This window comes from Kitasatospora sp. NPDC059577 (assembly GCF_042735475.1).
GTDB lineage: Bacteria > Actinomycetota > Actinomycetes > Streptomycetales > Streptomycetaceae > Kitasatospora.
Genome location: NZ_JBHWBZ010000033.1, coordinates 29334 through 43122, shown reverse-complemented (window position 1 = coordinate 43122; position 13789 = coordinate 29334). Strand labels below are relative to the sequence as shown.

The following is a 13789-nucleotide window of genomic DNA, read 5'->3' as shown; positions in this document are numbered from 1 at the left end:
CGGCCCCCGGCCATCCGGGGCGCAGCCCGCTCCCGAATCCCGGTCGCTTCAGTCCCTGTCACCACCTGGACCCGCGCGAACACCCGGAATCCGGAGGCCCGAGACCGGTACCGGTCACCCGTGCCCGCGCGCCGCGAAGGCCCGGCGGGACACCGCCCGTGGTGTTCAGCGGCGGCCCGGACACGGCTCCCAGTACCACGGCAGCGGCCGGCCCGCCTGAAGCAGGCCTCGCCGGCCAACGGCTTTCCCGTGCACGGGAAAGCGGTCCCCGGTGGGCTCCGTCTGCAGCCACCCCCACGTCTCGCTCTGCCCGTACGGCATGGGGCCGAGCGCGAAGTGCCGCCGGTCGATCGTGGACAACGCGGCGTCCACCTCGCCGAGTTGCCCCCGACTGCGCTGCACGCTCGGGCCCAGCCGAGCGGCGAGCGCGTCCAGCGGCGGCTTGAGGCCGACGATCGTCCGGAAGGCTCCCCGACGGCCTCCCGGAGGCTGAACTGCGCGGCCGGGTACCCGCCGTCCTGGTGCGTCTCGTTGCTCGCCGTCTCGCCGGGGTCGAGGTCGCGCAGGACGTCGGCGGCCATCGACATCCGGTGCTGCTCTTGCTGCTCCACGACCACGACGGCTGGGAGCCGGGGTGGGTCACGACTCCGCACGACGGCCTTCGTCGTGCGACCGCGTCGTTGCGGACGTGGTTCCGGATCCGGGCCGAGGCGGCAACGTCCGGAGGGACGTCCTGGACGGATGACGGGTCGGCGCGTCACATCTCGTGACGGCGGTGCGACGCGCCGACGGCGCTGCGGGGGTGCCGTGGTGGGGGTCGTCAGCATGGTGGGCATGAAGACTGTTCTGCGGTGTGCGGTCGCCCTGGTGCTGGCCGTGGGCCCGGCGGGTCTGGTCGCCTCGCCGGTTCGTGCCGAGGCCGCCCCGGGCTGGGCGGAACTCGCGCCCGGGGTCGGGTACCGGGAGCTGACGGTGAGCACCCCGCACGGCGACGCGCGGGTGTACGCCGTCCGCGCCGACCTGCGCGGGCCCGGCGTGCGGGCGGACCTGCTCTTCCCCGGCGCGGTGGCGGCCCGGGCCCCGCTGACCCGGCTGGCCGGCGCGCGCGGTGCGGTGGCGGCGGTGAACGGGGACTTCTTCGACATCAGCGAGGAGCAGCACCCGGGTGTGGCGGCCACCGGGGCGGCCTCCGGTCCTGCCGTGTACCGGGGGCGGGCGTTGAAAGCGGCGGTGCCGCAGGCGCAGCGGTTCGGATGGTGGCCACCGCCGGGTGGCACGGACCAGGACGTGCTCGGGGTCGGGGTGGACGGCGTGGCCCGCCTGGGACGCCTGGTGCTGCGGGGCGATCTGCTGGCCGCGGGCGGTGTGTGGCCGCTGGGCGGGCTGAACCAGTACGCCCTCCCGGTCGGTTCGATCGGTGTGTTCACCTCCGACTGGGGCGAGGTCTCGCGGGCCCGCGCCGCGTGCGGGAACGACGAGTCCCGCAGTGCCCCCTGCACCGCGGACACGTGGGAGGTGACGGTCCGCCGGGGCAGGGTGGCGGCGGTCTCCGCCACCCCGGGCACCGGTCCGATCCCCGCGGGGAGCACGGTGCTGCTCGGCCGTGAGGCGGGTGCCCGCGTGCTGGCGGGCCTGCCCGTCGGCACGCCGGTCGCCGTGGACTACCGTCTCGCGTCGGACGAGCCGGTGCCCTTCCGCTTCGCGCTGGGCGCCTACCGGCTGCTGCGCGGCGGGGCGGCGCCGGCCGGGTTGGACACCACGGCCGTCGAACCGCGCAGCGCGGTCGGCCTCGCGGACGGCGGGCGGGTACTGACGCTGCTGTCCACGGACGGACGCGAGGGCACCTCGACGGGCCTGACGCTGACGGAACTCGCCGAAGCGGTGCGCGATCTGGGCTGCCCGGACGGCGTCTACCTGGACGGCGGCGCCTCCGCCACACTCGTCGCCCGCGACCGCGCCACCGGCGAGCTGACAGTGCGCAACCACCTCGACCACGGCCAGGAACGACCGGTCCCCAACGCGCTGGGCATCTTCGCCGGGTAGCGCCGGCGGTCCGGCCCTCCTATTGGCAGCCGCAACCCACCGCCAGGCCGTGCGGACGGCGGAGGAGACCTCCGAGTCCGTGTGTCTCCGTGGCCGATGATCCAGACCGTCGAGGGCCACCGGACCCTCTCATGAACGGCCCGACCCGGGACTCGGCGTCGGGTGGGGCGGCGCAGGCGGTGGGGCCTCCGCCGGTGCGGTCCTGCCGTCGGGGGGCGGGGGTCACGAACGCGGCCGGCCCGTGGGGGCCCGTGGCATCGACGTACCCCCGTGCGTGTGGTCGTCGGCGAGAAGGCGTTCGTCAGCGGGCAGGACAGCGCGACGATCCGCCCCCTCCCCCAGCGCTGATCACGCCCCGCGCGTCGATCACGCCCCGTACGTCGGCCACCCGGACGGGTGCGGCACCCACGCGGCTCCGCTCGACGCGGCGGGTTCGACAGCGGCGGTGTCCTTCTCTCCCGGCCTGCCGGTGTCGACGGCGCACGCGGCGGCCCGGCGGTGCGGCACCGCCGACGTCCCGGTCCGGCGCGCGCAGGCCGGGGTCCGTGACGCAGTGCGATTCTCCGCGTGGACATCCGCAAGATTGCATGCAGACAATGTCGTCGGGGCGCGGACCTTCCGGGCCGTCGGCCGCCGACACCGGTGGTGAGCAGCGGGCCGGTTCCGCCCGCCCGCGCTGCCCCGAAGGCCTGCGCGCCGGGCCGTGTTCCCGCCCGTCGGGCAGGAAGGGCCCGGGTACCGCGAGCAACGCCCCGCCGGCATCGCAACGCTTCACCAGCCGGGCTGCTGCTCCCCGGCCGACACGTCTCCGGCCGGTGCTCAGCACCGGGCGGTGCGTCTCCGACCGGCGGTCGACGGTCTCCGCGCCCGGCTCCGCCCACGTCGCCGAACACGAGGAAGTCCCCCACGCGGACGGTGCCACCGCCCGCGGCGGCATCCACGTCACGGCCCGAACCGGCCCGAGCCGACAGGCCGCGCACGGGAGGCCGCGCACGGGAGGCCTGTCGTCCACGGGGCCTCCCCTGCGCACAAGCGCACGCCCACGCCACCCCGAGTCGCGAAAGAAGGACGTCATGACCACTCAACTGCCCGGAACGATCGACGCGGTGATCGACCGCATGGAGGAGATCGACGCCGAACTCGACCCCCACGACGGCGTCGCCTGCTTCAACCGCGTGTACCTGAAGGTGACGAAACTGGTCAAGGAGCACGTCACCGCCGGCACCTTCAAGGACAGCGAGTTCCTTGAGCGGATGGACGTGATCTTCGCCGGGCTCTACCTCGCCGACATCGACGCCGCGAAGGCCGGACGGTCGGTGGAGCCCTGTTGGCAGCCGCTCTTCGAACGGCGCGGCAACCGGACGATCTGGCCGATCCAGTTCGCCCTGGCGGGAATGAACGCGCACATCAACCACGACCTCGCCGTGGCCGTGGTCGAGACCTGCAAGGAGCGGCACACCTCGCCCCGGACCCCGCCCGTCCACGAGGACTACGAGAAGGTCAACGACCTGCTCGCAAGCGTCGAGGCCGAGATCCGGGCCGACTTCGAGCTACAGGTCGTCAAGCTCGCCACGAAGGACGCCGAGAGCCTCAAGCACTTCGTCTCCTCCTTCAGCATCTCCTCGGCCCGCGAGGTCTCCTGGGCCAACGCCAACGACCTCTGGGCCGTGCGCACCATGGGCCCCGTCTACCAGGCGAAGCTCGACTTCGTCTCCCGCGCGGTCGGAACCGCGGGCCTGCTGATCCTCACTCCGGTCGTCCCGCCCCCGGCCGAGTGACCGCACCACCCCGGTACCGCACCACCCCGGCACACCCGGGGCAAGGGCACTGCCCTCAACCGATCACCCTCCCTGCCCGCGCTCCGGGAGCGCGAGCAGGGCGCAGCGCGGCGGCCGGCCCGACCGCGGGGGCGCCACGGCGACGGAGCGGCCGTCCGTCGACCTCAGGCACGCCCGGCAGCCGCGAGCAGGCGCGGCGGGAGGTAGGGCGACCGGAGGTGGACGGCCCAGCCGCGGGTGCGGCGGGCGTGGCAGGCGAGGGCGAGGATGTCGAGGCTGAGCGCGGCCGTGGTGTCGGTGGCCCGGTCGGCGACGCAGTGGTGGTCGCGGTGGGCTTCCAGGGCGTCCAGCAGGGCGAGGTTGAAGCTGGTCTCATCGCCCTCGACGAGCTGCGAGAACAGGACGACCGGGGGCGGGAGGAAGCCCTGGTCCCTGGCCCGCTCCACCGCCTTCAGGGCCCGTTCGGTGGCCGGGAGCGGGTCGGCGCCGCGCAGGTGGTCGTGCAGGGCGGTGCGGTACGAGGCGAACGCGGAACGGTCCTCGGCGGCGATCGTGGGGCCGGCCAGGACGAGCGGCTCCAGGTCCTCGGAGCTTCCGGTGATCAGGGCGTACGAGAGGGCCGTCTCCCAGAAGACCGGGCCGAAGTCCGTGTCCCGGCAGGCCGGGAAGCGGAGCGGGCGGCCGTCGATCGTCACCTCGACCTCGGTGCCCGGCTCGGCGAGGGCGGCCCGGAACGCGGCGGCCCCGAGGCCGGAACCGAGCCGCAGGTTGGCGAGCTGGGCGTCGGTGGCGTCGGAGGTCTCCGAGGCACGCGCCGAGAGGAGGTACGTCTGGTAGCGCAGGGCGCCGGTGAGCTCCCACGCGTCCAGCGGCTCGCCCTCCTTGGGCGTGATGGCCTCCAGGGTGCGCCGTTCGAACCGTGCCTCGCTGTCCGGGCTGAGCGGCCGGGCCGGGGTCGGCCGGTCGAGGTCGACGGGCCCTGCGGCGAGACGGGCCACGGCGTCGGGGCGCGGGTCGCGGCCGAGGCCGTGGACGCGCGGGCCGGGAGTCTCGAAGCCGGTGACCAGGGCGTGGGGGAGGTAGTCGGTGTCGACCGCCGGGGTCCAGCCGTGGGTGCGGTACGCGAGCGCGGCGAGGGCGATCGGGACCAGCGGCAGGAGGCTGTCGGGTCCGGTGCCGTGCGGGCCGTCCTGGAGAAGCGCGAGCAGGGCGGCGTCGAAGGCCTCGCGGTCCCCGTCGGTGAGGGCGCGCAGAGCCCGCAGGCCGGGCTGCGGTCCGGCAGCGGGGGCTGCGGTTGCTGCGGAGGCGTTGGAGGCTGCGGCAGCTTCGGCGGGGTCGGGGAAGTCGACCTCCTCGAAGAAGTGCGCCGCGAACCCGTCGACGAGCTCGCGGGTGGGCGTGACCGGCCCGTCGGGCATCAACTGCCGGGCCCAGGAGAAGGCCTCGCCGTGGGCGAAGACCTTGTCCGCGACGATGGCGAGACAGAAGGCGTCGAGCCACTCCCCGGCGGTGACCCGGTGGCGGGGGTCGCGTTCCTGCCCGTACTCGGGGTCGTAGCTCATTCCGAAGTTCGGGTAGTCGAGGAAGACGTGGAAGCGGTCGTGCGGGTAGTAGGCGGCGAAGGTGACGGCGCCGGCGGCGGCCTCGGCAGCGTCCTTGAGGACGGCCTTGGCCTCCGCGGAGTCCAGGTCGGGCCGGGTCGTGGAGAGGGCTCCGAGGTAGTCGAGGAAGGACTCGGAGATCAGCTGCCACTCGGTGGTGGTCATCAGGCCGGCGCGGGAGTAGGAGTGGACCTGCCTCCCGATCCGGTTCACGAAGTCCTCACGGGCCTTCTCCACCCTCGCCGCGTCCACCTGGTGACGTTCGATCCGCACGGTCCTGCCCCCTTGATCACTGGCCTGGCCCCAGCCTAGGCAGTGGGTCTGACATCACGGTCCGCGGGTCACACCACACCCCACACACCGCACACCGTCCCGGGCGCCCGGGACGGCGGTCGGCACGGTGGCCGCCCTCACCGGACGCCGCACCCAGGTCGCCCGGCGGTCCGGCTCGCCGGACCGGGCGGTCCCGGTGGTGCCCTCGCCGCCGGTGTGGCCGGGGACGCGTCAGGCCTCCGGTTCCCCGCCGGGCGAGCCGTCCGGGGCGGCTTCACATAGCAGCGATTGTTCGTCCGTGCGGGCAGCAGTTGGTGATCTTGAGACTCGTGGTTGTTCACGAGAAATGGCAACAGCTGTATGGCGGGGGCGTGGTGCTGACGTGTGGGGATCAGTCGGTCTTGTCAGCGAGCCGATGGGGTGAGGCTGGTGCGGTCGAACGGGCTGGCGTGCGCGGCGGCGTACGTGATGGCGTCGTTGACGGCAGCGAGGTCGAACGACCGGACCCGTTCGGGGGCAAGGTCGAGGCGGCCCGAGGCAAGGAGCCGGATGATGCCGACGTTCGCTGTACGCGGGTACATCCACTGCCCGCGTACGGTGATCGAGTTGCGCATGATCCATGGATACGGGAGTGCGAGGTCGTCGCCACCGAGCATGCCGATGCCGCCCATGAGGACGACGCGGCCGTATTCGCGCACGGTCATGGCTGCCGTGCGCGCTGCCAAGCTGGGTGCGCTCGGCGGGAGCAGGTCGATCGCCATGTCGATCGGGCCGTCGGCCGCCGCGGACATCGCCGCGCGGTCGCCGGCCTCGTCCCCGGTGAGCGGGACTGGGCGCACGAGCGGACCGAACCGGTCGGCGAGCAGATCGAGCGCGGCCCGGTTGCGGCCTGGGGCGACCACACGGCCCGCCCCCATGGCGAGCGCGACCGCGACCGCACTGCTGCCGAGGTTGCCGGTGGCCCCGCTGACGAGCAGCGTCTCACCGGCTGCGAGCCCGCCGGCCAGCAGCCCGCCGTAAGGGATGACGTGCACGCCGAGCGCGGCCCAGCGGGCCGGGTCCTCCCCCGCCGCCGCGGGCAGCGGGAACACGTTCTCCGTCGGAACCCGCATGAGCTCGGCGAACGATCCGTCGTGCAGGTACCGGGCGAGCCGCGCGCCGCCCTCACCGCGAGAGCTCCAGCCCTGGAGCGTGATGTCGGGCGTCAGGGCGTCGTCCCGCGAGCGCACCGTACAGTCGCACCACACCAGATCGCCGGGGCGCAGCCGGGTGGCGTCCGGGCCCACGTGGACGACCCGTCCCACACCGCCGGTCCCGGGCACGACGGGAGGGACCAGGGGGTAGTTCCGCTTGCCGCTGAAGACCTCGGCCGCGTAGGGCGCCACGCTGGCGGCGAGGACCTCGACCACCGCCTCACCGCCGCCGGCCTCGGGGTCGGGCACCTCCCGCACCGTGAGCGGGGCGCCGAACCGCGTCAGAACTGCTGCTCGCACGTGATGACCTCCGTGTTCGTCCGTGCTCGACGGGATCGACCCTAGGAGCCCGGCGGACATGCGGGAAGCGACGATCACGCATCCGTGGTATGCGTAGGCCGCATGGACATCTCCAGCACAGGCCTGCGGGTCCTGCGGCAGATCGCCGAGTCCGGCAGCTTCACCGCAGCAGCCACCCGGCTCGGCTACACCCAGTCTGCGGTCTCACGCCAGGCCGCCTCCCTCGAACAAAGCGCGGGCACCGCCCTGTTCGAACGCCGCCCGGACGGAGTGCGGCTCACCCCCGCGGGTCTGACCCTGCTGCGCCACGCTCGCACGATCCTGGACTGCCTGACCGCGGCCGAGCGCGACCTCACCGGCACCGTCCCGCGGACCGAACTGGTGCGGCTCGGGCTGTTCCTGAGCGCGGGCGCGGCCATCCTGCCTCCCTCACTCACCCGCCTCGCGGCGACCGACCCGCAGATCACGGTCACGACCACCGAGGGCACCACGCCCTCCCTGATCCGGGCACTGCGCGCGGGCTCGATCGACCTCGCCGTGCTGACGTCCCGTCCGCCCCACCGGCCTTTGGACGGCGAGTCGCCGCGCCTGCACGTCGAGACCGTTGCGGACACCGAACTGGTCGTGGCGGGTTCTTCGGCCGGAGAGTTCGCCGGCCGTACCACGGTGCACGTCGATGAACTGGTCGACGCTCCGTGGATCGCCACCCCGGCGTCGCACGCCGAGCCACTGCTCGGCGTCTGGCCCGGCCTGCCCGGACGGCCGCGCGTCATCCACTCCACGCGCGACTGGCTGACGAAGCTCCAACTGGTTGCCAGTGGTTTCGGGGTGACAACTGTGCCCTCGCGGCTCTCGCCGGTGCTGCCGCCCGGGGTGAGCCTGCTGCACGTCGAAGGCGCACCTCCCGAGATCCGCCGGGTTCTCGTGGCTCGACTTCCCGGCCGCCCCACCCCGGCGATCACCGCCGTCACCCGAGCAATCGCCTCGACCACCTGATACGTGCCGCCGAGGCGGTCAGATTCGGTGCCGTCGCCCGCCGAGGGCGCGCGCCAGCACGTGCACCCCGGCGTCGGCCAGGGCCCCTTCAGCGGGAGCACCCCGGCGTCGGCCAGGGCCCCTTCAGCGGGAGCACCCCGCTGCTGCCCGCGCAAGTACCCCAGTGACGTCGAAACTCGGGTTCTGGCTCACTTTCCGTGGAGGGCTGACTGAGCGTTTTCAGCTTCGCCACCCCAGGGTGACGCCGTGGCCCTCGCTTGAGTCCTGGAAGCTCATCGGCTGGGCCCGCCGGACACAGTGGGTTGTCTGTGAAAAGTCGCGGGCGGTCACTTCACTGAGGGGCCGACCCCGCACTTCGGGACGGGAAGATGATCACGGGGAGAGGAGGAACACACGCTCGAAGTACCATCCCTGCAAGGTTCTTCGGCCGATACTTCCCAACCCACAGTGGCGTGGTCGGGCGGAGACATCCCTGTAGAGAGGACGGAGGGCAAAGGGCGATGAGTGTGACTGAGAGTTGGTCGCGTGTGATGACTCTTCTTCGGGAGCACGCACCGGCCGATCACGCAGATCTGCCGGGGCCCGCTACGGAGCAGATGCTCGCGGCAGCCGAGGAACGGATGGGGATCTCCCTGCATGGGGACCTGCGGACGTGGCTGTTGCAGAACAATCTGGATCTGCCAGAGGGAGACGTCGACGACGAAGTGGCATGCTGCGGCTTCGACGGGTTCCCCGACGAGGGAAGCTTCTTTCTGGGCATCCGGGCGATGGAGAGGCTCCACGCGAACCGCTCCACGTCCTGCGGATTCGACCCTCCGGACCAGCCGGACTCCCCGTTCTGGCGGAATGAGTGGATCCCGTTCCTGTCGGACCAGGACGGCTGGATGGGAAAGTTCGTCGATGTGCGGGACGGGCGCGTCGGCAGCTGGTTCGTGGGTGACCCCACGGTCACGGGCGAGTACGAATCGATGGCCCAGTATTTCGACTCCGTGGCGGAGACGCTGACGAGGATCGCCGATGGAAGCTCACCGGTCTGTAGGTTCACCGAAGGTCGACTTGTCTGGTCGTGAGACGGCTCCCAACTGGATGACGGCCATGGCCAATCCGTCCCCACCCTGGAACGGCAATGGGATTCAGCAGCATTGACGTTCCAAGGTGAAGATGGCTGCGGCGATGAAAGTCATCCGGTTGGGGCTGCAGCGGGCCCGGCGGAGGATCTGCCAGGACTTGAGTCGCGCGATGCTTCGTTCCACCGGTGCTCGTGCCGCTGACAGGGCTCGGTTGATCGCCCGCTGGGTTGTGGTGAGGTCTTGGCCGGGAAGACGTCTGATGGGTGTGGTTACCCAGGGGCCGGCCCCGATGTAGGCACGGTCGGCGAGCACGGGAACGCCCTGGCGTTCGCAGATCCGGATGATGCGGTGGCTGCGGGCCGCGGTCAGGTCGTTGGTGCGGCCGGGCAGGGCGGGTGAGATCCACAGCAGCTTGCCGGTGGGATCGGCCACAACCTGCACGTTCACGCCGTGACGGCGGTGCTTCTGGGAGAAGTCGGCCCGACTGTCGCCGACCCGGTCGCACTCGGCGAGCGTCCCGTCGAGCAGGACGTGATCAGGATCCGTCTCGCGCAGGACGCGCAGCAGACCGGGTGCCCGGCGGGACAGGTGATCGACGACGGCCGTGACGGTCGTTGGCAACGGCGTGGTCCCGGTCATCGCCGTGGTGGCGTGCATGCGAAGGCAGTCTCGGTGGGTGGCTACCCAGGTCTCCACCGCCGTCGGCGATGAACGTCGAGTCCTGGTGCCCGGCGGTGTTGTTCGACAGGATGGTCCGGTGGCGAACCTGACCCGGATCCTGACGATGACCCGCGCCAACTTCCATGCGGCCGACCGGGTCGAGCGGTGGACCGCGCGCGCGGCCTGGGTGGTGTTGACCGCGACCGCCTGGCTGGTGGTGATGTTCACGACCGTCTGGTGGGCCGAGGTCGCCGGGGTTCCCAGCGGCACGGTGGGGTGGTTGGCGGCCGCCCTGTCGCCGGCGGTCCCCCTCGTCTCGTGGATCGCCGTCACTTCCGGCCCCGACGGGCGCCCCGGTGCGCCGGCGCTGACGGTGGTCCTCCTGCTGGCGGCGGTCGTACTCGTCATCGCCTTCATCTGAGTCGGTGCGCACGGCTTTCCGGGCAGCCCCTCGGGGGTGCTGCATGTCGGGGCGCGCAGCGGGCGAGCGCCGGTGCCGGTGCCGGTGCCATGACCTCACTCGGCCGTGAGCCGGATCCCCCTTCGGTTCGGTCCAGTCGGGCGCGCAGCGCCGCGGCGCCGACGGAGTCTGCCGAGCGGACATGACTCGGTACGGCTCGCTCGGAGTCGTTCAGTGGGCGAGGTTCGACGGGCACGGCGGACATGCACTCGTCGTCCAGGGTCGCCGTCGCCTGCGCTCCAGCACCGGACATGCGGCGTCCGCCGAGGACCTGCTCCCCGCTTCCGCCTACCCCGCCGGGGCCGGCACCGGGGCCGACACCGGGGCCAGGGGACCGTCATGGCGGGCGCTGGCGCGCCAGTCGGCGACGCGTACCAGGGTTTCGAGGAAGGCGAGGCGGAACGGGCCGAGGCCGGGGGCGTCACGCAGGGACACGGCCTGCGCGGTCCAGGCCGCCGGGAAGGCGGCGGTGTGCAGGGTCCGGGCAGGGAAGTGCTCGCCGGTGGACAGCCGGACGGACGGGGTACGGTCGCCGTCCGCGACGCCGAGCAGCAGCGGGGCCTCGTCGCCGCGCGGGCGCACGGTGAGCCGGACGTGGCCGTGGTGGGCGGCGGCGAGGTAGGTGACGAGCGGGTCATGGCCGCCCTGCCAGAGCAGGAGGGCGCTGACGAACTCGTGCCGCAGGTGGGGGCGCGGAGAGCGGTACGGCGGCAGGAGGTCGGCGTCTGCGCCGTTCCTGGACTTGGCGAGCAGACCGCCGGGCGGGTCGGTGCGGCCGGCCCGCAGCTTGGCCTGGAAAGCGTCGTGGCACTTGCCGAGGTCGTGGAAGCGGGCCGCCTCGACGACGGCCTCCCGCAGGTCGGTCGGCAGCGCGGGCAGCGCGGCCAGCAGCGACTGCGCCTCCTGCGCGGTCTCCTGGAGGTGCTGGTCGAGGCCGACCCAGGCCGTGCAGCCATAGGCGGGCCGCCCGGGGGCGGCGGCCTCGCACGCCACGGGGACCGGACTCTCCGGGCTCCAGCCGCGGTCCGGGAGGTAGCCGCCGGTGCGGGTGTCCAGGAGCAGCCGGACGCCGGGCCGCAGGTCCCCCGGCCGCGCGGGGCGCCACCGGCGGTCCAGGGTGTCGCGCAGCCAGGCCCGCCCGGCGGGCAGCCGCCGGAGTTCGTCGAGCGGCACCGGGCAGAGTTCGGCGCCGCCCGGATCCGGCTCGTCCTCGCCCGGCCCGTCCCCGCCCGGCCCGCTCTCGCCCGGCCCGGCGGCGTCCCAGGCGCGCCAGGCGACCAGCGCCGGGAGCGAGCCGGTCTGCGACGGGTCGCAGATCCAATGGTCCACGCCGACGGTGTCCTTGCTGGCGTCCTTGCCGGTGCCGCCGACGGTGTCCTCGGCAGGTGAATCGAAGAGGGCCAGAACGTCCTCGCGCCCTGGCCCAGCCGGTGCGGGCGGCCCGGCCAGTGCGGGCGGCGTGTCGACGCGGGCCGCCAGCAGCTCGCCGGGGGTGACGGCCCGGCCCTCGTGGGCGGTCAGCCAGCGCGCGGTGGCCGCATCGCCGCCCTCGGGGGGCGTGCACCACAGCAGGTCGCCGCCGTCCGGGTGCTCGCCGTGGCGGTTGCAGCGACCGGCGCGCTGCACGAGCGAGGCCCAGGGCGCGAGTTCGGTGACCAGTGTGCGGCTGGAGAGGTCGAGCCCGGCCTCCACGGCGGGGGTGGCGACGAGGACGAGGTCGTTCCCGCCCTCGGCGGCGGCCAGGACACGGTCGAGGTCGGCGGCCCGGAAGTGCGGGTGCAGCAGCAGCGCCTCGCGCCCCCGGGCGGCCAGGCCGGCGTGCACGGCCCGCGCCCGTGCCGGGGAGTCGATCACCACGACGGTCCGGGTGCCCGGCACGTGCGCGGCGGTGACGGCCTCGACGAGGGCGGCGACGTACCGTCCGGGCGGGAGGTCGAGACGGCCGATGCGCCGCACCGTCCCGGTCGTGTCCGGTGCGTGCACCGTCCTCCCGCCGAGACCGCCCGGCCCCCGCACCGACGACATCCACATCGTCCCGGTCGCCGCCGCCGTTCCCAACTCGTCTCTGAGAAGCTGGAGTTGCCTGCCGGTGGACAGGCCCGGACCGAGCAGGTGCGCCTCGTCGAACACCCACTGGGCGTCGGTGTGCAGCAGCGCGTACGAGACCGGCGCCATCGTCCGCGCGTCCGCGTAGCCGCGCATCAACGCCCGGCTGAGCACCATGTCGTGGGTGCCGACCAGGATCGCGCTGCGCTCGGGGCGCCGCCGCCAGCCGCCCTCCTGCGCCGCGGCGCCCGCGAGCAGGTGCAGCCCCACCTCACCCGTGAGGCCCAGCCGCTCCAGCCACGTCCCGATCCGGCCGAAGGCCTGCCCGGCGAGGCTGTGCCGGGGCAGCACGAACACCAGCCGACGCGGCGTGGCCCCCGGCGCGGCGATCAGCCGCCGGTACAGCCACGGCAGCACGGCGGCCACGGTCTTGCCGGCCCCGGTGGGCGCTTCGAGCAGCGTGGGCAGGCCGTCGGCGGCCAGCGCCGACTGGTAGGGGTAGGGGGTGAAGCCGGTGGCGGTGCGCGTGAAGGTCTCGAACTCGGCCGTCATCGGCCCAACCTACGGCCAAGCGGGCCCGGTGGGTAGGACGGGGACGGGGGCGGGCAGCCGGTCGTCCCGGCCTCGGGTCGATCACGTCGGCCGGAGCTGACCACCCGACGGCCCGAGGCCCGATACCCGACACCGAACCCGGTGGAGGCACCGTGCCTGCCCGTGCCTCCGTCCACTTCACCCTGCGGTCACGCCGCACCACGGAGGGTCGCGGGCCTGCGGGCGGTGCGGGGCACGGCGTGGGCACGGCGGTCGCCGTACTCCTGGTCGTGCGGTACGGCGGGGCGGAGCCGACCCGGACGTCGACGGCCGTCGCGGGTACCGGGCCACAACTGCTCGAAGGGTGAGGGTTCGGCCCAGGTACCGGCGGGGCGGCGGCGTGGCCGACGGTCGGGGGCCAGTGATGGCACAGGCCTCCGCCGCCGATGCCCGGCCTCCCGCCGTGGACGACGACCAAGGCGTGGAACACCTCCGCGACGGGCACCGGCCCCGCAGGCCGCTGCCGGCCCGCGGCCGCCCGGAGGAGACGGGCGGCGCGCCGGGCGGGGGCGGTGCCGTCGCTGCGGGCGGGGCGCTCGCGCTGGGCCTGCCCAGTCCCCCGGTGTCGGGGCGGCCCGGGACTTCACCGCTGACCTGGTCAGCGGCGGCCGGAGCGGAGCAGCACGCGACCGATCGGGGGCCGGGAGCGGGCCGGAAGCGGGCCGGGAGCGCCTGACGACCGTGACGGCGCCGGTCCGGTGCACGCCGACGGCGCCCGGCACGGTGGACAGGTCGCAGCCACGGCCGTCGGCCCGGCACGGACCGTTCCGTCCGTACG

The 13789-nt window shown here is 73.7% G+C and carries 8 protein-coding genes and 1 pseudogene; 5 read left to right on the top strand and 4 right to left on the bottom strand.

Translation table 11 applies throughout. The annotated features are described in order from the left end of the window. Positions 1-834: 834 nt before the first annotated feature. Positions 835-2043 (top strand): phosphodiester glycosidase family protein, encoded by a 1209-nt coding sequence (locus ACFV0O_RS24145; protein ID WP_380345182.1) that lies wholly within the window; start codon positions 835-837, stop codon positions 2041-2043. A gap of 1073 nt (positions 2044-3116) precedes the next feature. Beyond that, positions 3117-3821: a DUF5995 family protein gene (locus ACFV0O_RS24140; RefSeq protein WP_380345180.1), complete on the top strand. Its 705-nt coding sequence runs from the start codon at positions 3117-3119 to the stop codon at positions 3819-3821. 164 nt (positions 3822-3985) lie between these two features. Here ACFV0O_RS24140 and ACFV0O_RS24135 read toward each other — a convergent pair whose 3' ends face one another. Next, positions 3986-5695 (bottom strand): Imm49 family immunity protein, encoded by a 1710-nt coding sequence (locus ACFV0O_RS24135; protein ID WP_380345178.1) that lies wholly within the window; start codon positions 5693-5695, stop codon positions 3986-3988. A gap of 404 nt (positions 5696-6099) precedes the next feature. Further along, the gene (locus tag ACFV0O_RS24130; protein WP_380345176.1) at positions 6100-7188 is read right to left on the bottom strand and encodes an alcohol dehydrogenase catalytic domain-containing protein; all 1089 of its coding nucleotides are present in this window, start codon (positions 7186-7188) and stop codon (positions 6100-6102) included. Between the two features lie 102 nt (positions 7189-7290). On the opposite strand from ACFV0O_RS24130, the gene ACFV0O_RS24125 reads away from it, so the two are divergent. Together ACFV0O_RS24125 and ACFV0O_RS24120 are read left to right on the top strand one after the other, a co-directional pair. Further along, complete coding sequence (locus ACFV0O_RS24125; protein WP_380345174.1) at positions 7291-8184, top strand: LysR family transcriptional regulator; 894 nt, start codon at positions 7291-7293, stop codon at positions 8182-8184. 500 nt (positions 8185-8684) lie between these two features. Then, positions 8685-9254, top strand: a complete 570-nt coding sequence (locus ACFV0O_RS24120; protein ID WP_380345172.1) for an SMI1/KNR4 family protein — start codon at positions 8685-8687, stop codon at positions 9252-9254. A gap of 63 nt (positions 9255-9317) precedes the next feature. Here ACFV0O_RS24120 and ACFV0O_RS24115 read toward each other — a convergent pair. Beyond that, a pseudogene (locus ACFV0O_RS24115) lies at positions 9318-9863 on the bottom strand (transposase family protein); the annotation flags it as partial. A 148-nt stretch (positions 9864-10011) separates the two neighbouring features. Between ACFV0O_RS24115 and ACFV0O_RS24110 the strand changes: the two are divergent. Beyond that, the gene (locus tag ACFV0O_RS24110) at positions 10012-10335 is read left to right on the top strand and encodes a hypothetical protein (RefSeq protein ID WP_380345171.1); all 324 of its coding nucleotides are present in this window, start codon (positions 10012-10014) and stop codon (positions 10333-10335) included. A gap of 327 nt (positions 10336-10662) precedes the next feature. Here the strand turns inward: ACFV0O_RS24110 and ACFV0O_RS24105 are convergent, their stop codons facing one another. Then, positions 10663-12972, bottom strand: a complete 2310-nt coding sequence (locus tag ACFV0O_RS24105) for a CRISPR-associated endonuclease Cas3'' (protein ID WP_380345169.1) — start codon at positions 12970-12972, stop codon at positions 10663-10665. Positions 12973-13789 lie beyond the last annotated feature (817 nt).